This is a genomic window from Roseovarius sp. D0-M9 (assembly GCF_037083805.1).
Lineage (GTDB): Bacteria > Pseudomonadota > Alphaproteobacteria > Rhodobacterales > Rhodobacteraceae > Roseovarius.
Map to the genome: position 1 here is coordinate 1 of NZ_JBAPKZ010000034.1, position 21103 is coordinate 21103.

Consider the following 21103-nt stretch of genomic DNA (forward strand, 5'->3'; position numbering starts at 1 on the left):
TCACTTCGTCCGTCCCGCGCATCGTCACCCTCACTGCCGCTACCGTGCCAGAAGTGAATCATGTTCTCGCAACCGCGTCGAGACCGGCCTTTTTCAGCAGCCTGCTAAAGCGTTTTGCGAAAAACCTGAGGCATCAGCAAAAGGCAAAACGCGTGCAACGCATATATGTGGCTCTACGTTTCGCGAAACGCTTTAGCTTTCGTCCAGCAGCACTGCCGATATCGGGGCCAAGGCAACGCTGCTGGCGCGGTCTTGTAGCCCCCAGAGCAGCAGCGCGCTGATCGTGTCGGCGCGCAGACGCCCCAGCATGATGACGCCGCCCTCTTCGCGCCCGGCCTTGAACGCCGCCTGATCGAGAAAACGGCGAATGACCGTCGCGCTTTGATCGTTGCTGTCGAAATCGCGAAAGACGGTGCCGACGGGCACACCTTCGCGCGCGATCAGTTTGGGCGCGGTTTGCAGGCCCTTGGCAAAGACCACAAGGCCGTGACCCGAGTCCAGCAAGATTGGCGCCAGTTGCTCGCTCGCATCCCGGCTGATCTGCAAGCCGGTGCCGGTGCCTTCCAGAATTGCGACGGCCTCGGGCACCGCCGAAAAGACGCTCTGCATCACCGTTTCCGTGTCGCGCGCATCCGCCCCCTCGGGCAAATCCGCGATGGCCAGCACTTCGAACCCCGCATCGCGGTAGCGCACCATCGCCTCCGCCGCGCCGGGGGCCCTGGCATCAACTGCAAAGCTGAGAGGATAGGGAAAGGCGTCCAGCGCCTCCAGCCCGATGGGGCTGCTGCCATCGTCGATCAGCACGATGGACATCAGCGGTTTGCCTTCGGAGTTGTCGAAGGGCGCGGCGTTGCGGGCAATCGCACGGGTATCGGCGGGCGCGTCGGGCGCAGCCTCTTCGGGGGCGGCGTCGACAGATGGCAGGCGGCGCGTCTCGATATCCGTCGCGATGTCGCCGATGGTGCTGGGCGCGGTTTCTTCTTCGGGTGTTTCCTCTTCAGATGCTTCTTCTCGGGCCGTGTCGTCTTTTCCAGTCTTTTCTGGCGCGGTCTCTTCAGGCGCGGGTTCCGGCGCAGGGTCCGGCGCTTCAGTGCTGGCCTGCGCATTCTCCGGGGCAGCGTCGGCGCTCTCTTGGGGTTGCTCCGACTCTGCCTCATCGGCGGCAGGCGCAAGGCCCGCGCTCGCCTCGACCTCTGGCAGACTGGGCTGCGCTGGATCTGCGGAGATCGACGGCTCCCCCTCATCCATCGCCGCTTCCGCGTCTACCGCCCCGTCTGCTGCTCCGTCTGCCGCCCCGTCAGCGACACTGGCGATCATCCCGCTGCCCCCGATCGGTACCTCGGGCGCGCTCAGCCCAGCGTCCAGATCGCCCGTGTCCGGGCGCTCGGAAGGCTGAGTATTCTCGACGCCAATGGCGCTCAAATTGTCGGGCACGGTAGCATCCACTTGCGGGACATCCGATTTGATCGCAGGCGCGCCATCCGCACCCGGTACCTGCGCCGGTGCATCCACCAGCGACTGGTTGAACTCCGATCCGGCCGGCACGTCGATCTTGGACCCGCCCGGAGTAGCCTCTGCCTTAGGCGAACCTGCATCATTGGTGACGACTGAAATCGCTCCCAATGCTATAACGGACAGGGCCGCACCGGTCACCAGACCCGAGAAAATTCCGCTCGCCATGTGCGCCGCCCTCCTGCAACTGCCCTGATGAGACGCTTTTTTGCCGCAGCGTTTCCCGCCGCGCATGCCGCGCCCCCCTTGACCCTAGCGGCCAAGCCTGAGCAAGTATACCGCGACCGGCCCCCCGGCCTCTACCCCAAATGATGGGGGAACGGCGCGTTCGGGGCAATTCCAAAACGGACCTGCCAACATGCTGCTTTTGATAGATAATTACGACAGCTTCACCTACAATCTGGTGCATTATGTCGGTGAGTTGGGCGCCGAGGTGGTCGTGCGCCGCAACGACGCACTGGACGTCGAGGCAGCGCTGGCGATGAAGCCTGCGGGTATCCTTCTGTCGCCCGGCCCTTGCGACCCCGATCAGGCGGGCATTTGCCTGCCCCTGACACTGGCTGCGGCGCGCGAGGGCATACCGCTGCTAGGCGTGTGTCTGGGCCATCAGACGATCGGGCAGGCGTTTGGCGGACGCGTTCTGCGCCACTCCGAGATCGTCCATGGCAAGATGGGCCTCATGCACCACGAGGGCCAAGGCGTCTTTGCGGGCCTGCCCTCGCCCTTCGAGGCGACGCGCTATCACAGTCTCATTGTCGAGCGGGCCAGCCTGCCGGACTGCCTAGAGGTGACGGCGCATCTGGAGGATGGGACCATCATGGGCCTGCGCCACCGCGAATTGCCCATCGAGGGCGTGCAGTTTCACCCCGAATCCATCGCCTCGCAGCACGGCCATGCCCTGCTCAAGAACTTTCTCGACATGATGCAGAGCCCTGCCGCGCAGGTCCCGGCATGAGTGACGCGCTCAAGCCCCTGATCGACGCTGCCGCAAACGGCCCGCTCAGCCGCGTCGAGGCCGAGCATGCCTTCGGCATCCTCTTTGACGGCGAAGCGACGCCCAGCCAGATCGGCGGATTTCTCATGGCGCTGCGCACGCGCGGCGAGACGGTGGATGAATACGCGGCCGCCGCGGCCGTGATGCGCGCCAAGTGCAACAAGGTGCGCGCCCCAGAGGGCGCGATGGACATCGTCGGCACCGGGGGCGATGGCAAGGGCACTTTGAACATCTCGACCGCGACAGCCTTTGTGGTGGCGGGCGCGGGCGTCTGCGTGGCCAAGCACGGCAACCGCAACCTCAGCTCGAAATCGGGCGCGGCAGATGCGCTTGGGCAGATGGGCGTCAACGTGATGATCGGCCCGGAAGTCGTTGAAAGAGCTTTGAAAGAGGCGGGTATCGCCTTCATGATGGCGCCCATGCACCATCCGGCGATGGCCCATGTCGGCCCGGTGCGCGCTGAGCTTGGCACTCGCACGATCTTCAACATATTGGGCCCGCTGACAAACCCCGCAGCCGTCACGCGTCAGTTGACCGGCGCCTATCGCCGCGACCTCATTCGCCCCATGGCCGAGACCCTGGGACAGCTTGGATCCACCCGCGCCTGGCTGGTGCATGGCAGCGACGGCACTGACGAACTGGCCATCAGCGGGCACAGCTGGGTCGCGGCCCTGAACGAGGATGGCAGCGTCTCGGAATTCGAAGTCCACCCCGAGCAGGCGGGCCTGCCCCTGCACCCGTTCCAAGACATCCTTGGCGGCACACCGCAGGAAAACGGCGCGGCCTTTCGCGCGTTGCTGAAGGGGGCGCCCGGTGCCTATCGCGATGCGGTGCTGCTGAATGCCGCAGCCGCGCTGGTCGTCGCGGGCCACGCGGCGGACCTATCGGAGGGCGCCGCGCAAGCCGCCGCAAGCATCGATAGCGGCGCGGCCCTCAAACGATTGGAATTACTCGCCAAAATCACATCGGAGACCACATGAGCACGCCCACGATTCTCGAAAAGATCAAATCTTACAAACTGGATGAGATCGCGGCGACCAAGGCAGAGGTTTCGCCCGATGAGATGTCAAGCCGCGCCCGCGCCGCCCCCAAAGTGCGCCCGTTCAAGGACGCACTGCTGCAAGCCTCCATCGGCGGCTACGGCCTTATCGCCGAGATCAAGAAGGCCAGCCCCTCAAAGGGCCTCATCCGCGAGGACTTTGACCCCGCGGCCTTGGCACAGGCCTATGAGGAGGGTGGCGCAACATGCCTTTCGGTTCTGACCGACACCCCCAGTTTTCAAGGCGCCAAGGAATTCCTCACCGAGGCGCGCGAGGCTTGTCAACTGCCGGTCCTGCGCAAGGATTTCATGTATGATCCCTATCAGGTCGTCGAGGCGCGCAGCCTTGGGGCCGATTGCATCCTGATCATCATGGCCAGCGTCACCGATGCAGAGGCCGCCGCGCTCGAGCAGAGCGCAAGCGAATGGGGCATGGATGCCATCATCGAGGTCCACAACGCCGAAGAGCTGAAGCGCGCCGAGGCACTTTCATCTCCTCTGATAGGCATAAATAACCGTGATCTCAATACGTTCGAGACCACTCTTGAGACCTCACGCAGCCTCGCCCGCTATGTGCCGGAGAACCGGATCATCATCTGCGAGAGCGGTCTGGAGACGCCCGACGACCTGGCGGATATCGCCCGCTATGGCGCGCGCTGTTTTCTGATCGGCGAAACGCTGATGCGTGCCGACGATGTCGCGAGCGCCACCCGCGCCATCCTGGCCAATCCGCTGACAGCGGGCGGCCTTTAGCATGGCGGGCCTCACGCATTTCAATGACCAGGGCGATGCCCATATGGTCGACGTGTCGAACAAGGCCGTGACAGCCCGCGTTGCGACCGCCGCCTGCCACATCAGCATGGCTCGGGAAACGTTTGACATCATTGCAGAAGGTCGCGCCAAGAAAGGCGATGTCATCGCCGTCGCGCGCCTTGCCGGGATCATGGGGGCCAAACGCACGCCCGAGCTCATCCCGCTGTGCCATCCGCTGCCAATCACCAAGGCTAGCGTGGACTTGACCCTTGATCCGGATCTGCCGGGACTGCGGATCGAGGCGACGATCAAGACCACAGGACAGACCGGCGTTGAAATGGAGGCGCTGACCGCCGCCAGCATCGCCGCCTTGACCGTCTATGACATGGCCAAGGCCGTTGATCGTGCGATGCAGATCGGTGGCTTGCGCGTCATTCTGAAAGACGGCGGAAAATCCGGCCTTTACGAGGCGAGTTGAATGTTTTTCCCGCGACGACTAGCTGCGCGTGGTGACCGATGTGATTAGCGTCGATGAAGCGCTGGCGCATCTCCTGCGCATGAGCGAGCCGCGCGAGATCGAGATGGTGCCGCTGCGCGCAGCATCAGCACGCGTTCTGGCCCGTCCCGTCAGCGCCGCACGTGACCAGCCACCCTTTGCCGCCTCGGCAATGGACGGCTACGCGGTGCGCGCGATCGACGTTGCACCGGGGGCGCAGTTGACGGTCATCGGAGAGGCCGCTGCCGGTCACCGCTGGCAAGGGTCCATCGCGCCCGGACAAGCCCTGCGTATCTTCACCGGCGCCCCCATTCCAGAGGGCGCGGACCGCGTTATAATTCAAGAGGATGTAGACCGTTCTTCATCTGTCATAACGATCAGGGATGGGGTCGATTCAGCGGCGCATATTCGCCCTGCCGCCGCCGATTTCGCTGCGGGTGACACCATGGCATCCCCTCGCATCTTGCGCCCCAGCGATATCGCCCTTCTTGCATCGATGAACGTGGCCGAGTTGCCCGTGATGCGCAAACCCACAGTCGCGATCATTGCGACGGGCGACGAATTGGTCATGCCCGGAGAGGCCCCCGGCCCCGACCAGATCATCGCATCCAACACCTTCGGGCTGGCCGCATTGATCGAGCAGAATGGTGGCGCGGCCCGCATGCTGCCCATCGCAAGAGACAACGACGCCTCGCTTCAGAAGGCCTTTGATCTGGCGCGCGGTGCCGATCTGATCTTGACTGTGGGAGGCGCATCGGTCGGAGATCACGACCTCGTCGGCGCCGTGGCGAGCGAGCTTGGCCTCGAGCGCGCATTTTACAAGATTGCGATGCGGCCGGGCAAGCCTCTCATGGCTGGGCGCATGGGCGCGTCAGCTATGGTTGGACTGCCCGGAAACCCCGTTTCTGCAATGGTTTGCGGTCATGTCTTCATCTTGCCAATGGTGCGTGCCATGCTGGCGCTGGATCCGGCGCAAGGCACACGCCAAACGGCCCGGCTGGGCACCGACTTGGCCGAAAACGGGCCGCGAACGCATTATATGCGCGCTTGCCTCGTGGATGGGATCGTCACCCCCGCAACCTCCCAGGACAGTGCCCTGCTGAGCGTGCTGGCAAACGCCAATGCGCTGTTGATCCGCCCGGCACATGCCCGGCAAGCTGAGAAGGGCGACATCGCCCACGTCATGCCGATCTGAACCGCACAGCCATGGCGCTTGACACAAAACGGGAACATGCGTAGAACAAAGGCAGATAAAAAACAGAGGGGCTCCCGCAATGCTGACAAAAAAACAGCTCGATTTGCTGCATTACATCAACAAATGCGTGCAGCGCGATGGTGTGCCACCCAGTTTTGACGAGATGAAGGATGCACTGGATCTGCGTTCGAAATCCGGCATCCACCGGCTGATTACAGCGCTTGAGGAGCGGGGCTTCATCCGCCGCCTTGCCCATCGCGCCCGCGCTCTTGAAATCGTCAAGCTACCGGAGTCGATGGGCGGCGCGTCGCTGGGTGGATACCCTGCGCGTGTCATCGACGGCGACCTTCCCGACGGTCCGCCCCCGCCGCAGGCCCGCGCCGTTACCATCGACGCGCGTGAGGTGCCGGTCATGGGCCGCATCGCCGCAGGTGTGCCGATCGAGGCAATTCAGCATGCGTCGCATAATGTCGCTGTTCCCAGTGCGATGATTGCCGGATCTGGCGACCACTACGCGCTCGAGGTCAAGGGCGATTCGATGATTGATGCAGGCATCAATGACGGTGATGTCGTGGTCATCCGCGGCACGTCGACTGCCGACAATGGCGACATCGTCGTTGCCCTCGTCGATGATCAGGAGGCGACGCTGAAGCGGTTTTTCCGGCGCGGCGGGGCGATCGCGCTCGAGGCAGCAAACCCGGCGTATGAGACGCGGATTCTGCCGGATGACAAGGTCAAGGTGCAGGGCAAGCTGGTGGGTTTGATCCGCACTTACTGAGAGGTCCGCGCGCTTCGTTTGGCGGGGCGTGCATTCCAAAGGCGCGCGCCCGTGATCTGGCGCGCTGCGATGACGCCCAGATCGCGGCCCCGCATGGCGAGCGCGCCTGTCTCGCGCAAGGCAGCCGGATCTAAAATGGTGCAACCTTCATCGTATAGCCATTCTGCAGGCGGAGCGGTATTCATCACCAACCAGCGCGCGTCGGTGCAGCCGGACACGCCGACAGCGGCACGCTTGCCGCGCAGGGCGACCAATCTTGGCCAATCGGCCGGCAAATTTTCCACAGGCCATCGCGCCGCCGCTTCCTCCTGCGTTGCAGGGTCGCCGTCGTTTTCCAACCAGTTCTGCGCGGCAAAGCCATCGCCGCGCGCCGCGCTGAGCGCGCGCCCCGACGGTGTCATCACCCCCACCAGCCCCCCGGTATCCGAGATCAGAACGCGCGGGCGCTCGACCTCGGACCAAAGAACTAAGGCCGCGATCATCGGCAGCGCACCCATCGCGCGCAGGCAGCCCTGCCAGAGGATCACAATCAGCGCCCCCAGTGACAAGAGCGGCAAGACCCCTGAGCCGGGGCTGGGCACCATGCCGCGCGCACCCTCCTTCGACGCGATCCAATGCGCCACGCCCAAGATCCAGTCGAGTCCCCACGCCATGATCCACAACCCGGCCCCCTCGAGGCCGAAGGGCAAGAGGCACACCGCAAGGACTGCCGCCGGCATGACCAGCACCCCCATCAGCGGCACGGACGCAAGGTTGGCGATGAGGCCGTAGTGCGCGATCTGGTTGAAATGTGCCGCCGCGATCGGTGCGGTCGCCAGCCCCGCGACACCCGACGAGATGATGACTGCGATGATGGGGCGCAACCACTTCGGACCGCGCGGCACAGCGTCATGCTGAAGCCAGCCAAAGACCGCGATGAGCGCGGTTGTCGCCGCAAAGCTCATCTAAAAGCCAGGGCTTAGCAACGCCTCGGGGCGCAGGACCAGAACGATCAGCGCGGCCAGCGCCACAGCCCTGAGGCTCAGCGCGCGGCGGCTGAGCATCACGGCGACCAGCATGACAGCCACCATGATGAAGGCCCGCTCGGTCGCGATGCTGCCCCCCGAGAGGCCAAGGTAGAAGGCCGCAACGACGAGGGCCAGCGCGGCGGCCACCGGCTTGACCGGTGCCCGCAGTGCCAGCCAAGGGATCAGCGCCAGACCGTAGCGCAGCGCGCCAAAGACGAAGGCGGTCAAAAGGCCCATGTGGAGACCCGATATCGCCAGAAGATGCGCCGGATTCGACACGCGCAGCGCCGTGAGCGTGTCCTGCCCCATTCCCGAACGGTCTCCCGTCATGATCGCTGCGGCAAAACCGCCCGCCTCGCCCGGCAAGGCGGCCTGCACGCGCGCCGACAGGGCCATGCGGATGCGAAACATGACCTGCCCCCCCTCAGGCGGCGCCAGCCCCACGATCGGCACGCGGGTGTATCCCACCGCGCCGAGGCCCTGAAACCAGGCGTGCCTCTGGAAATCGAACCCTCCCGGCTCGACCGGGCCCGAGGGCGGCGACAAGTGCCCAGTCGCCCCCATGTAAAGGCCCGGTTGCGGCGCCGCGCCCAGCATGTCCGAGTGGAGCGACACGCGCACTCGCGACGGCGTGCGATGCGGCGGCACGCGCGCCAGCTTGACACGGTCCAGCGTCACGCGCACCGCGTCCGAGGAAGATCGGTCGATGCCGACGACACGCCCCTCGATCGGGCCATAATAGCGCCAGCCAATGACCGGCCCCGACACAGTGTGCGCGCGCGCGCCCGCAAGCAGGCATCCCGCCACGATCAGCGCCGCACCTATGGCCAGAGGCGAGGCCGCCTGCCCGATCAGCCGCGCCGCAATCAGCAGTGCGACTCCCATCCCCCCAAGCGCCGCATACATTGCCAGTCCCGGCTCGACCGGTAGCGAAAAATAGAGGCCGATCCCGGCCCCGAGACAGACAGGCGCCCAGCCGATCAGATGCCCGCGCTGCAAGAGCAGCACGTGCTGAGGATACTGCCAGAGCGCCGCCACTTGTGTCCCTTCCCGCCGATAGGTAGACAGATGTCGAACCTATTCCCGACATCGTTACCGAAAGGTTAATGCGCCCCATGTCCCAACAGGTCGTGACCCGTTTCGCCCCCTCGCCCACCGGCTATCTGCATATTGGCGGGGCGCGCACCGCCCTTTTCAACTGGCTGTTCGCACGCGGGCGTGGCGGAAAGTTCCTGCTTCGGATCGAGGACACGGATCGCGCGCGTTCGACCCCTGATGCGACGCAGGCGATCCTGGACGGCATGGCGTGGATGGGTCTTGATCACGATGGCGAAGTCGTCAGCCAGTTCGAGCGCGCCGCCCGCCATGCGGAGGTTGCGCACCAGATGCTGGAGGCGGGGCAGGCCTATAAATGCTATGCGACGCAGGAGGAAATCCAGGCGTTTCGCGACGCAGCCAAGGAGGCTGGCCAGTCTACGCTCTTCCGCAGCCCCTGGCGCGATGCGGCGCCCGAGACCCATCCTGACCTTCCTTATGTGATCCGGATCAAGGCACCCCTAGAGGGCGCGACCGTTATCAAGGATGCTGTTCAAGGCGATGTGACCATTCGCAACGACCAGCTCGACGATATGGTCCTGCTGCGGTCCGACGGCTCGCCCGTCTATATGCTGGCCGTCGCCGTCGATGACCACGACATGGGTGTCACGCATGTCATTCGTGGCGACGACCACCTCAACAATGCCGCGCGTCAGATGATGATCTACGCCGCGATGGGCTGGCCCCTTCCCGTTTACGCGCATATCCCCCTTATTCACGGCCCTGATGGCAAGAAGCTGAGCAAGCGGCATGGCGCGCTCGGCACGCGGGAATACCGCACCATGGGCTACCCGGCCTCCGGGATGCGCAATTACCTCGCGCGCCTCGGGTGGAGCCATGGCGATGCGGAGTTTTTCACCGATGCCGAAGCGCAGGAGTGGTTCGATCTGGACGGAATTGGAAAATCTCCTGCCCGCTTCGATTTCAAGAAACTTGAGAACGTTTGCGGCCTGCACATGGCGGCGACAGACAATGCTGCGCTGCTGCATGAATTGGAGGATTTCCTGAAGTTCACCGGTGCGCCGCGCCTTACGCCCGAGCAGGCGGCGATGTTTCTGGACGCGATGCCGCACCTCAAGGAGCGGGCCCGAACCTACCATGAACTAATTGAAAAAGCACAATTTATCATGGCATCACGGCCTATTGAGATGGACGAAAAAGCAGCGGCGCAGCTGGATACGGTATCCCGTGGTATGCTGGCTGAATTGACGCCGCAGTTGCAAACTGCTAAGTGGAACCGAGAAGGTCTTGAAGCGTTCATGAGTGATTTCGCCGAGGCGCGTGGCATCAAGTTCGGCAAGATGGCAGGCCCGCTCAGGGCCGCGCTGGCCGGGCGCAGCACGACGCCAAGCGTTTATGACATGATGCTCGTTTTGGGCCAGACCGAGGCTCTGGCCCGGATCGAGGATGCAAGTCAAGGCGGCCGTTAATCTGGCCGTAAGACCAATGGATTATCCAGCCCGGACCAGCACGACGGGTCCGAGGACTGCAATAGGGAGAATGCCTCATGGCGGACAACAAGAAAATCGCCACGCTACACCTCGATGGCAAGGAATACGAACTGCCCATCTACACGCCGACAGTGGGGCCGGAGGTCGTCGATATCCGCAAGCTCTACGGTCAGGCGGGCGTTTTCACCTATGACCCCGGCTTCACGTCAACGGCAAGCTGCGACAGCACGATCACCTTCATCGATGGCGACAAGGGCGAGCTGCTGCACCGCGGCTATCCGATCGACCAACTGGCGGAAAACTCTCACTACCTCGAAGTATGCTATCTGCTGCTCTATGGGGAATTGCCCTCTGCGGCGCAGCTTGAGGATTTCGAGGGTCGCGTCACCAATCACACCATGCTGCACGAGCAGATGCAGTTCCTCTTTCGGGGCTTCCGCCGCGACGCCCCGCCGATGGCGATCATGGTCGGTGTCGTCGGCGCGCTGAGCGCGTTTTATCACGACAGCACCGACATCAACGATCCGTGGCAGCGTGAGGTCGCATCGGTGCGCATGATCGCCAAGATGCCGACGATTGCCGCGATGGCCTATAAATACACGATCGGCCAGCCCTTCGTCTATCCGCGTAACGATATCGACTACGCGTCGAACTTCCTGCGCATGTGCTTTGCCGTCCCTGCCGAGGATTATGAGGTCAATCCGATCCTCAGCCGCGCGATGGACCGCATCTTTACCCTGCACGCCGATCACGAGCAGAACGCATCGACCTCAACCGTGCGCCTCGCCTCATCCTCGGGGGCGAACCCCTTTGCCTGCGTTGCAGCGGGCATCGCGTGCCTCTGGGGCCCCGCTCACGGCGGCGCCAATCAGGCATGCCTCGAAATGCTGCGCGAGATCGGAACCGTGGACCGCATCCCCGAATTCATCGAGCGTGCCAAGGACAAGGACGATCCCTTCCGCCTCATGGGCTTTGGCCACCGCGTCTACAAGAACTTCGATCCGCGCGCCAAGGTGATGAAGCAGTCCGCCGATGAAGTTCTCGAACTTATGGGCATCGAAGACAACCCGACGCTCCAGGTCGCCAAGGAGCTTGAGAAGCAGGCGCTTGCCGATCCCTATTTCGCGGAAAAGAAGCTGTTCCCGAACGTCGATTTCTACTCGGGCATCATCCTTGAAGCGATGGGATTCCCCACGTCGATGTTCACGGCGATTTTTGCCGTATCCCGCACCGTCGGCTGGATTTCGCAGTGGAAGGAAATGATCTCGGATCCGCAGCTGAAAATTGGCCGCCCCCGCCAGCTTTATGTTGGTGCGAACAAGCGTGACTACGTCGATATCGAAAAGCGCTGAGACAAGCCCTCGCTTGAAAACGGATAAAGGCGCGGCCACAAGGCTGCGCCTTTTGTCTTGTGTGCGATCAAAAGGGAGGCAAGCGCGCCGCCTGGTCCCGCCGGGCCGCCTCAGCGTCCCTCGAAGGACGCCTTGCGCTTGTCGAGAAACGCGACGACGCCTTCCTGAAAATCACGCGTCTGGCCGCAGGCGCCTTGCAAGCGGGCCTCCAGATCAAGCTGCGCGTCTGGTCCATTTTGCCACGTGGCGCGCAGGGCTGTCTTGAGATTGCGGTAGGCCTCGCTTGGCCCTTGGGCCAGATGCGCGGCCCTTGCGCGCCAGTGGGTGTCGAACTCCATATCCGGCACAGCCTCCCAGATCATGCCCCAGTCCGATGCGTCGCGCGCGCTGATCGGCTCGGCAAAGAGCGCGGCGCCCATGGCCTTGGCCGCGCCCATCTGCCGGGGCATCCAATAGGTTCCCCCTGCGTCAGGCATGAGACCGATCCGGGTAAACGCCTGTATGAAAACCGCGCTTTCCGCCGCGATGGTCACATCCGCCGCCAGCGCCAGATTGGCCCCTGCGCCAGCGGCAACGCCGTTGACCGCTGCAATCGTGGGGATCGGACAGTCCCAGATGGCGCGCAGCATGGGCGCATATTCGTCGCGCAGCACCCTTTCCAGGTCGAGAGAAGCGGCATTGCCTGCATCGCTCAGATCCTGCCCCGCGCAAAAGGCGCGCCCATTGCCCGTGATGACCAGCACCCGCGCCGCCTTGCCAGCCTCCTGGACCGCTTGGGTGATTTCCGCGCGCATCTGCGCATTGAGCGCATTCATCTTGTCAGGCCGGTCCAGCCGCAGGGTCGCCACGCCCTCTTCGATGTCGAGCGTCAGGACTGAAAATCTGGTCATGGCGGTCTTATCCGTTCAAAATGTCGCGCAGGCGCGCGGCCTCTTCGTCGCTCAATGTCTCATCCTCTTGGGCGGCCCGGCCACGCCGCCGGATATAGACGAAGGCAATGCCAGCGCCGGCCAGCAACATCGCTGGCCCCGCCAGCCATAGCAAAAGCGTGCTCCCCGTCGCGCGCGGATTGAGCAGAACATATTCGCCATACCGATCAACGATGAAGTCTATCGCTTCCGCGTCGCTATCGCCCGCAACAAGCCGCGCGCGCAGCAAAAGGCGCAGGTCACGCGCAAGGGTTGCGTTCGATTCGTCGATACTCTCGTTGCGGCACACAAGGCAGCGCAGCCCTTCCGACAGCGTGCGCGCGCGTGCCTCTAGCGCGGGATCGTCCAGCACCTCATCAGGCTGGACGGCGAGAACCGGACTGGCGATCAGCGCAAGGATCAGTGCAAGGCGTCTCATTCTGCCGGCACCTCGCCACTCGGTCTGACGGCACTCTTGCGTGCGCCTGCAGCCACGCGATAGCGCCGGTCGCTGAGCGACAGGAAGCCCCCGAGGGCCATCAGGATGGCGCCGCCCCAGATCCAGTTCGCCAGCGGCTTGTGGTAGGTGCGCACGGCCCAGCCACCGCCCTCTTGCGGATCGCCGATCACCACATAGACATCGCGCAGAAATCCGATGTCGATCGCGGCTTCGGTCGTGGGCATCTCGGCGACCGGATAAAACCGCTTCTCCGGCTGTAGCACTCCGATGGTCTCGCCATTCCGCGACAGGCGCATATCTGCGATGGTGGTTTCGTAGTTCGGTCCCTCGCTGCGCCTCACATCCTCCAGCGTGATGGTATACCCCGCCAAATCAAAGCTGTCGCCGATGTTGACGACGCGGATGTCCTCGCTCTCCCATGCCAGAAGGCCTGCGATACCGGCCATCGTCACGCCAAGGCCCGCGTGGGCCGTCGCCTTGCCCCAATCGGCGCGCGGCAAACGGCCAAGGCGCCGCAGGCGACTGTTTGCATCGCCTCGCGTGCCCGTGCGCGACCACAGGTCGATCGCCGCCCCCACGACCAGCCATGTACCAAGGGCAAGGCCCACCGGCCCCATCAGGCTGCGGCCCGATTGTACCGCCCAGGCAAGGCCCAGAACCGCCAGTGCCAGCACCAGCGCCGGAACCAGTTGACGTAGAACGCGCCGCATCTGGCCGCGCTTCCACGGCATCATGGATCCGATGGGCAGAACCGCCCCGAGGACGATCATGAAGGGCGTGAATGCCATATCGAAAAAGGGCGCGCCGACAGACAGCTTGCGATCAAAGAGCATTTCGGCCACGAGCGGCCATATGGTGCCGACAAAGATGACGAAAGCCGACACGCCCAGCAACACATTGTTGACGAGCAACATCGACTCCCGGCTGGAGAGGGCAAAGACCCCCCGCGCCTGCATCGCACCTGCACGGGCGGCAAACATCGTCAGCCCCCCCATCATGAAGATCGCGGTTATCCCCAGCAGGAACATGCCCCGCTCGGGGTCGTTGGCGAAGGCATGCACCGATGTCAGCACACCCGACCGCGTGATGAATGCGCCGATCATCGAAAAGCCGAAGGCAATGATGGCCAGAAGGATCGTCCAGCTCTTCAGGCTCTCGCGTTTTTCAACCACGATCGCCGAGTGGAGCAAGGCGGCCGCAATGAGCCACGGCATGAAGCTGGCGTTTTCGACCGGATCCCAGAACCAGAAACCGCCCCAGCCCAGCTCGTAATAGGCCCACCAGCTGCCCATCGCGATGCCGATGGTCAGAAACACCCATGCCGCCAGCGTATAGGGGCGCACCCAGCGCCCCCACGCGGCATCGACGCGGCCCTCGATCAACGCCGCAACGGCAAAGCTGAAGGTCATCGAAAGGCCGACATAGCCGATGTAAAGAAACGGCGGATGAAACGCGAGACCGGGGTCCTGCAAGAGCGGGTTCAGGTCCTGCCCATCCAGCGGCGGCACGGCGAGGCGCAGGAACGGATTTGACGTGAAGATGATGAAGGCAAGAAACGCGATGCCGATCATCCCCTGAACGGCCAGCACGCGCGCCCGCAGACCCGGCGGCAGGTTGCCACCGAACCACGCGGCGCAGGCCCCGAAGAGGGCCACGATAAGCACCCAAAGCAGCATGGATCCTTCGTGATTGCCCCAGACACCGGTGATCTTGTAGAGCATCGGCTTGGCCGAATGGCTGTTCAGCGTGACCAGCCGAAGCGAGAAATCCGAAGTCACGAAGGCATATGTCAGGGCCGCGAAGGCCACCGTGATCATGATGAATTGCAAGCCTGCAGCAGTGTCGCCGACGGCCATCCACCCGCTCCAGCGCTTGTGTGCGCCAACGAGCGGGACGGTGGCCTGCACACAGGCAAGAACCAGAGCAAGGATGAGGGCGAAATGGCCGAATTCTGTAATCATGGCCAACGTATAACCGCCCCGCGCGCCCGGCACCAACGGGAAACGACGCACGGGAGCGGTTCAGATTGTCGCGGCGGCGGCTCGCTGCCTAAATTGCCACGCCTTTAGCCGATGTTTCTGCTCAAAGACGTGAGGTTTCTAGCGATCATGCTTGCGCCACGCTCTGAGGGCAGGGTTGAACTCGGGCGCGTCCGGGGTCTCAACCGGCTCGTCGCTTGCGAGGTCTTCATCCGCTGTCCCCCCCTCAAGCGCCCGGATGCTGGCGGCGACGCGCGGCGCCTCGGCCGCGCTTTGCAGGATGGAGCGGCGGAACGCCTGTCCCNTGTCCCCCCCTCAAGCGCCCGGATGCTGGCGGCGACGCGCGGCGCCTCGGCCGCGCTTTGCAGGATGGAGCGGCGGAACGCCTGTCCCTTGAACTGGTGGCGCGCGCCGAAATAGAATGACACGATAACCCCCAGCAGCCACCAAAGCGGTTCAGGCACCAGCGCAATGCCCTGCATCCGCGCGGCGAACCACACCGGATCGACCATGGCCGAGATAAACAGCCCCAGTGTCCCCAGCGCCAGCGCCGGGCGCGGCACCCGGTTGACCCCGTCCATGATCCGGTCAAAGAGGCCCACCTGCCCCGCGCCGAACTCGGCATCGAACTGCCCCAAGGCCGCGCCGCGCTCTTCGGCCTGACGCTTGGCCCCGGCCTCTGCATTCTCGCGAAAAACTTCGGCAGTGCGGGCCACCACGTTTCGCCCATCACCGAACATAAGCGTCACAAGGCGCTCGATCACTCCCATGATGCCACCCGTGCCGCGAATTCAGCGCTGCTCAGGTGATAGCGCGGGGACATGAACGCCTCCGCGCGAAGGATCCAGCCGCCCTTGCCCCCTGCGCGGGTGCGCGCGAACTTGCGGCTGGCCGGGCGCCTGTCGGCGACGCGCAGGTAATAGTTGCGCCGCGCGATGGCATAGGCGTCCGCGATATGGAACGGGGCGGTTTGCGCTGCGATTTTCGCCGCTTGCACGGTTTGCGGGCCGATGACGCCATCGACGCTGACACTCTGGCCCATCTGGCACAGAAGGCGTTGCAGGATCTTCACCGCATTGCTGCCTGAATTGACATACATGTCAAAAACGCTTGCCCGCAACACTTCGGGCAGCTTGCCGATACCCGGCGCCTCGAAGTAGTGCTTCATGAATATCGCTTCTGCCTGGGCCTGACTGAGGCGGCGCACATCGACGGCATCGACCCGGCCATCGCCATTCAAGTCAAGGCCGAGCCGGCGCATCGTGTGAACCGTCACACCATGCTTGGTCGCGCCGCCGGTATCATCCGGGTCATCTACATAACCGCCCTCGCGAGCAACGATTTCTCTGGCAATCTCGTGCACCTGATCCATCCAGTTCCCTTTGCACCTGACCGGCCGGGATCTGTTCCCTGCCTCGTGCAAGACCTGACGGATGAGGGGTTAACGGCGCGCTTACTGAGCGACCGGTTCCTGGTAGACGCCCTGCTCTTTCAGCGCGTCGACGACCTCTTTGGGCATATAGGTTTCATCGTGCTTGGCCAAGATTTCGGTCGCACGAAAGGTTGCGCCGTCATAGCTGCCGAGGCCGACCATCCCCTGCTCCTCGCCAAAGAGATCCGGCAGAACGCCAACAAAGGCCACGGGCACACTGGCCCCGCCATCTGTCACGCTGAACGTCACCTCCTCGCCCGCGCCGCGCCGCAGGCTGCCGACCTCAACCATGCCCCCGATGCGAAAAACCTCCGTGGGCCCCGGCGGCTCGGACATGACCTGACTGGGCGAGCGAAAGAAGTTGATTCCGTCGCGCATCGCATAGCCTATCAGCGCGGTCGACAGCACAAGCGCCGTCGCTGCCACCGCGATAATCTGCACCCTTCGCTTTTTTTTCAGCGATTTCATGGCCATGCGCTGTGATCCTCAACTTTTTTTAAGGGAAGACTGGCGGCGCCATCAGCCCCGTTGTCTCATCCAGACCTAACATCAGATTCGCATTCTGCAAGGCTTGGCCGCTTGACCCCTTGGTCAGGTTATCCAGTGCAGCAATCACGATGGCGCGGCCCTCGATCCGGTCGCCGCTGACGCCAACATGGCAAAAGTTGCTGCCTCGAATGTGCCGCGTGCTGGGAACTTGCCCAAAGGGCAGAACCTGTAGGAATGGCTCCTCCGCGTAGGCCGCGTCTAGCGCCTCATGTATCGCCTGCGGCTCACCTTTAACATAAACAGTGGCAATTATCCCCCTGTTTGCAGGCAATAAATGCGGCGTAAACTGCACCTGAACGGGACGGCCCGCGATGGCGGAAAACTCCTGATCGAACTCGGCCAGATGGCGGTGCGTGCCCCCGACCCCATACGCGTGCGCCCCCTCGCTCAGCTCGGCATGTAGCAGATTTTCCTTGAGGCTCCGCCCCGCGCCGCTCACCCCCGTCTTGAGGTCGATGATGATGTCGTCGAGGTCGATCAGCCCTGCTGCGATCAAGGGTCGCAGCGCATATTGGCCGGTCGCCGCGTTGCATCCCGTCCCTGCCACCAGCCGCGCACCGCGAATGTCGTCGCGGTAGAACTCGGTTAGCCCATAGACGGCCTCGGCCTGGCATTCGAGCGCGGCATGAGTATTGCCATACCATTTCTTGTAACTCTCGGGGTCGCGCAGCCTGAAATCAGCGCTGAGATCAACGATCTTGAGTGTTTTGGGCAGGCTCGCGATCACCTCTTGGCTGGTCGCATGCGGCAGCGCACAAAAGCACAGATCAATGCCGGAAAAGTCGATCTCATCAATGGTCACAAGGTCCGGCAGATCAAGGTGGCGAAGGTGCGGAAACACCTCGGCCATGCTTTGCCCGGCCTTGGAATTGGCGCCAAGCGCAGTGATGCGCATGGCGGGGTGCACGGCAATCAGGCGGACCAGTTCGGCCCCGGTGTAGCCCGAGGCGCCAAGAATGGCGATGTTATGCATGGGTATGGCCCTTTCGATTTTGCGCAGAGGTAGCCGATCACGGCGCGCCGGGCAATCACCTCCTCATGCGGCCTCAAATCGCACGGGGCGGCGCATGAATTGCGTCGCGCGATCCGATACCCGGCCCGCATCACCCGTCGTCAGATACCGCAGGCCGCTGCCCTCTCCGGCCATCACCGGGCGCCGCGACAAGTAGTCGGCAAGGCTATCGGCGACCAGCGCGGGCTGCGACAGCACCATCACATCCGGCCCAAGCGCCAGCTGAAACACGTCCTGCAGCAGTGGATAATGCGTGCAGCCCAGCACCGCCGCCTGTGGCTGCGGCATCTTGCGCAAGAGCGCGTCGACATGGCTGCGCACGAGCGCCTCGGCAAGGATCAGATCGCCCTCCTCGATCGCGTCGACGACACCGCCACAAGCCTGCGCCTCGACATCGACACCGATGGCGCGAAATGCCAGCTCGCGCTGGAAGGCACGGCTGCTGACCGTTGCAGGCGTCGCAAAAAGCGCGACGTGGCGCGCGCTCACCTCACGCGGGGGCGAATTATCGCCCCACTGGCGCTCGGTCAGCGCCTCGATCAATGGCACAAAGACGCCCAGCACGCGCTTGCCCTCGGGCACGCCCGCCTCCTGCATCCGGCGCAGCGCGACCGCAGAGGCCGTGTTGCACGCCAGCACCACCAGATTGCACCCCTCCGACCATAGTCGCTCGACGCCGGCGCGCGTCAGCGCCTGGATGTCATCCGGGGTGCGCACGCCGTAAGGCGCATGCGCGTTGTCCCCCAGATAGATCAGCGCCTGATCCGGCAGACGCGCGGCAACCGCATCCATCACCGTGAGCCCGCCAAGGCCACTGTCGAAAATCCCTACCGCCATAGCCGCCCTCTCCGCCGCGTGCCGTCACATATTGCAGCGACCCTAGCCATGCACCCGCCCGCGCGCCAGACCGATCTGCCGCACCCGCGCGTCAAACCATTGCATTGGACGCAATGGTCCTATGCAGGAAGGTCAATTCTTTGCTAAGGCTGTGGCACAACACAGACAAATGGGGCCGGTGCGATGGATTGGGACAAGCTGAGGATTTTTCACGCCGTGGCCGACGCCGGCAGCCTCACGCATGCCGGTGATCTTCTGCATCTGTCTCAGTCGGCTGTCTCACGCCAGATTCGCTCGCTGGAGGAGGCGCTGAACGCCACGCTCTTTCATCGCCATGCGCGCGGGCTGATCCTGACCGAACAGGGCGAGTTGCTGTTCGACGCAACGCGCGCGATGCTCAAACGCCTCGATGCGGCGACCGCGCGCATCCGCGACAGCGAAGATGAGGTCTTTGGCGAATTGCGCGTGACCACCACCATCGGGTTCGGCACGCTTTGGCTCGCCCCGCGACTCGCCAAGCTCTACGAGAAATATCCCGATCTCAAGATCGACCTGATGCTGGAAGAGCGCGTCTTGGACCTGCCCATGCGCGAGGCCGACGTCGCCATCCGCATGAAGGAGCCAAGCCAGGCAGATCTTATCCGCAAGCGGCTGATGGGCGTTCACATGGGCCTTTACGCATCGCCCGAGTACCTGGCCAAGACAGCGCCCCCCCAAAGCGTCGATGACCTGTCCGAACATCGTCTGATTTGCCAGAACGTCAATTCGGCGCAGGTCAGCGCCGCGACTTACCTCGTCAAGGAGCTGGTGACCAACGACATTGCCTCGATGCTGACGGTCAATAACTACTTCGGCGTGCTTCAGGCGGTGATCAACAATCTGGGCATCGGCGTCCTGCCCGACTACCTGACCTATGATTTTCCCAACCTGGTCCGGGTTCTACCTGAGGTAGAATCAGTCGAGGTGCCGGTCTTTCTGGCCTACCCCGAGGAACTGCGCCATTCCCAGCGCATTGCGGCCTTCCGAGACTTCGTTCAGCAAGAGATCTTTGCGTACCGAAAAAACGTTAAAGAACAAAAAATTAGCTAGGAAACTGGCATGCTATGCATTCCGCGCATAGCGGCCATGCCAAAGGATTTAGCTATTTTTCTTGATCCAGCCCGGAACAGCTACTAAGTGCTGCTTTGACGGTAGCGCCGATATGGTGCGCCCGTCATACCTCCCTGTTGGACTATGGCCGAGCTTAGTGCTCGGCCTTTTTTTTGGCCCGCAGTAGCTTGGCCCGCCAAAGCAGGTGATCAGCAGATACATCCCGACAGCATGAAAAAACCGAACGCTGCATATCTGCTGCGTCCGGTTTATCGCTATCTGGTTACAAGGTCTGTGTTATTCGGCTGCCGTATCGGTCGGGCTTGCCGTGTCGCCCTGCGCGCTGGCCTCTTGATCGGCCTTGGGCTTGCGCGCACGGCGCTGTTTGGGGCGCGGTGCGTCGCCAGAAGCTTCTTCACTGCTGCCAGACTGGCCCTGATCGCCGCCCGAGGGTTGCCCCTCCTGGCCATTGCCGCCCGGTTTCGCACGCGGCTTGCGCGGTGCGCGCCGGGGCGTAGATTTGTTCTCGGGGGTCTCGACCAGCGTGCTGTCACCCTCGCCCTCCTGGGGCTGCGCGTCCTCGCGAGGCTCTTTGGAATCGCGGTTGTCACGATGATCGACCTGATCGGATTGCGCGCCATTGCCACCATCGCTGCGCTCGTTCTGCTGAGCGCGCTCGCGGTCACGCTCGGCCTGGCGTTCGCGGTTTTCGCGCTCTTGCTGCTCGCGCTTGGCATCCTGATCGCGCTTGGCGTCCAGTTCCTTCTGGGCCTCGCCCAGAAGGCGCAGGTAATGCTCGGCATGCTGCTGAAAGTTCTCTGCGGCCACGCGATCATTCGACAACTGCGCATCACGCGCGAGCTGGTTGTATTTTTCGATGATCTGCTGCGGTGTGCCGCGCACCTTGCCCTCGGGGCCAGAGCTGTCGAACACGCGGTTGACGACGTTGCCGACCGAATTGGGGCGGTTTCTGTTCGACTTATTGCGCGAACGTGACTTCGATGATCTCATATGTCTGGTGTCCAGCCTTGTTTCTTGAACCGTGGTAAACCCGAGAGGCGCCCTATGCGCACATGCATGAAACCGGGCTCGGCTATGTTGGCTTGGCGTCGCGCGGGACCACCCATCGTCAGGATATCCACCGCGTCGACGTTTCCAGTAATCA

General features: G+C 63.3%; 19 protein-coding genes and 1 pseudogene. 9 read left to right on the top strand and 11 right to left on the bottom strand.

The annotated features are described in order from the left end of the window. Positions 1–192: 192 nt before the first annotated feature. Entirely contained in the window at positions 193–1680 is a 1488-nt protein-coding gene (locus tag V8352_RS17565; protein ID WP_336425598.1) for a divergent polysaccharide deacetylase family protein, read from the bottom strand. 190 nt (positions 1681–1870) lie between these two features. Here V8352_RS17565 and V8352_RS17570 point away from each other — a divergent pair, with 190 nt between their 5' ends. The 6 genes from V8352_RS17570 to lexA all read left to right on the top strand — a co-directional run bounded on the left by V8352_RS17570 (position 1871) and on the right by lexA (position 6767). Beyond that, a complete protein-coding gene (locus tag V8352_RS17570) occupies positions 1871–2467 on the top strand; it encodes an anthranilate synthase component II (RefSeq protein ID WP_336425599.1) in 597 nt (198 codons plus the stop codon). Beyond that, the gene (gene trpD / locus V8352_RS17575; protein WP_336425600.1) at positions 2464–3486 is read left to right on the top strand and encodes an anthranilate phosphoribosyltransferase; all 1023 of its coding nucleotides are present in this window, start codon (positions 2464–2466) and stop codon (positions 3484–3486) included. The genes V8352_RS17570 and trpD overlap by 4 nt, the downstream gene beginning before the upstream one ends. Beyond that, positions 3483–4298 carry an indole-3-glycerol phosphate synthase TrpC gene (trpC, locus tag V8352_RS17580; protein ID WP_336425601.1) on the top strand — a complete coding sequence of 272 codons (816 nt, stop codon included), beginning with the start codon at positions 3483–3485 and terminating at the stop codon, positions 4296–4298. Before trpD ends, trpC begins: the two co-directional genes overlap by 4 nt. A 1-nt stretch (position 4299) precedes the next feature. Further along, on the top strand, positions 4300–4776 hold the full coding sequence (gene moaC / locus V8352_RS17585; RefSeq protein ID WP_336425602.1) for a cyclic pyranopterin monophosphate synthase MoaC: 477 nt from the start codon (positions 4300–4302) through the stop codon (positions 4774–4776). 40 nt (positions 4777–4816) lie between these two features. Then, positions 4817–5989, top strand: a complete 1173-nt coding sequence (locus V8352_RS17590) for a molybdopterin molybdotransferase MoeA (protein ID WP_336425626.1) — start codon at positions 4817–4819, stop codon at positions 5987–5989. A gap of 79 nt (positions 5990–6068) precedes the next feature. Then, the gene (gene lexA, locus V8352_RS17595; protein ID WP_336425603.1) at positions 6069–6767 is read left to right on the top strand and encodes a transcriptional repressor LexA; all 699 of its coding nucleotides are present in this window, start codon (positions 6069–6071) and stop codon (positions 6765–6767) included. Here the strand turns inward: lexA and V8352_RS17600 are convergent. Then, positions 6761–8680 (bottom strand): annotated as a pseudogene (locus tag V8352_RS17600) (ComEC/Rec2 family competence protein). The gene lexA and the pseudogene V8352_RS17600 overlap by 7 nt on opposite strands. A 209-nt stretch (positions 8681–8889) precedes the next feature. Here V8352_RS17600 and gltX point away from each other — a divergent pair. Both gltX and gltA read left to right on the top strand, forming a co-directional pair. Continuing rightward, the gene (gene gltX, locus V8352_RS17605) at positions 8890–10299 is read left to right on the top strand and encodes a glutamate--tRNA ligase (RefSeq protein ID WP_336425604.1); all 1410 of its coding nucleotides are present in this window, start codon (positions 8890–8892) and stop codon (positions 10297–10299) included. Positions 10300–10376: 77 nt separating this feature from the next. Next, positions 10377–11672: a citrate synthase gene (gene gltA / locus V8352_RS17610; RefSeq protein WP_336425605.1), complete on the top strand. Its 1296-nt coding sequence runs from the start codon at positions 10377–10379 to the stop codon at positions 11670–11672. 110 nt (positions 11673–11782) lie between these two features. Here the strand turns inward: gltA and V8352_RS17615 are convergent, their stop codons facing one another. From V8352_RS17615 to V8352_RS17650, 8 genes are all read right to left on the bottom strand, one after another. Further along, positions 11783–12562 carry an enoyl-CoA hydratase-related protein gene (locus tag V8352_RS17615; protein WP_336425606.1) on the bottom strand — a complete coding sequence of 260 codons (780 nt, stop codon included), beginning with the start codon at positions 12560–12562 and terminating at the stop codon, positions 11783–11785. A 7-nt stretch (positions 12563–12569) separates the two neighbouring features. Then, the gene (locus V8352_RS17620) at positions 12570–13019 is read right to left on the bottom strand and encodes a cytochrome c-type biogenesis protein (protein ID WP_336425607.1); all 450 of its coding nucleotides are present in this window, start codon (positions 13017–13019) and stop codon (positions 12570–12572) included. Then, positions 13016–15001, bottom strand: coding sequence for a heme lyase CcmF/NrfE family subunit (locus tag V8352_RS17625; protein WP_336425627.1), 1986 nt, complete (start codon positions 14999–15001; stop codon positions 13016–13018). The genes V8352_RS17620 and V8352_RS17625 overlap by 4 nt, the downstream gene beginning before the upstream one ends. Before the next feature lie 104 nt (positions 15002–15105). After that, complete coding sequence (locus V8352_RS17630; protein WP_336425608.1) at positions 15106–15789, bottom strand: holin family protein; 684 nt, start codon at positions 15787–15789, stop codon at positions 15106–15108. After that, entirely contained in the window at positions 15780–16391 is a 612-nt protein-coding gene (locus V8352_RS17635) for a holin-associated N-acetylmuramidase (protein WP_336425609.1), read from the bottom strand. The genes V8352_RS17630 and V8352_RS17635 overlap by 10 nt, the downstream gene beginning before the upstream one ends. An 81-nt stretch (positions 16392–16472) precedes the next feature. After that, on the bottom strand, positions 16473–16919 hold the full coding sequence (ccmE, locus tag V8352_RS17640) for a cytochrome c maturation protein CcmE (RefSeq protein WP_336425628.1): 447 nt from the start codon (positions 16917–16919) through the stop codon (positions 16473–16475). A 28-nt stretch (positions 16920–16947) separates the two neighbouring features. Then, positions 16948–17973, bottom strand: coding sequence for an N-acetyl-gamma-glutamyl-phosphate reductase (gene argC / locus V8352_RS17645; RefSeq protein WP_336425610.1), 1026 nt, complete (start codon positions 17971–17973; stop codon positions 16948–16950). Between the two features lie 63 nt (positions 17974–18036). After that, complete coding sequence (locus tag V8352_RS17650) at positions 18037–18849, bottom strand: glutamate racemase (protein ID WP_336425611.1); 813 nt, start codon at positions 18847–18849, stop codon at positions 18037–18039. A gap of 183 nt (positions 18850–19032) precedes the next feature. Here V8352_RS17650 and V8352_RS17655 point away from each other — a divergent pair, with 183 nt between their 5' ends. Further along, the gene (locus tag V8352_RS17655) at positions 19033–19938 is read left to right on the top strand and encodes a LysR family transcriptional regulator (RefSeq protein ID WP_336425612.1); all 906 of its coding nucleotides are present in this window, start codon (positions 19033–19035) and stop codon (positions 19936–19938) included. A 297-nt stretch (positions 19939–20235) separates the two neighbouring features. Here V8352_RS17655 and V8352_RS17660 read toward each other — a convergent pair whose 3' ends face one another. After that, positions 20236–20949: a DUF4167 domain-containing protein gene (locus V8352_RS17660; RefSeq protein WP_336425613.1), complete on the bottom strand. Its 714-nt coding sequence runs from the start codon at positions 20947–20949 to the stop codon at positions 20236–20238. Positions 20950–21103 lie beyond the last annotated feature (154 nt).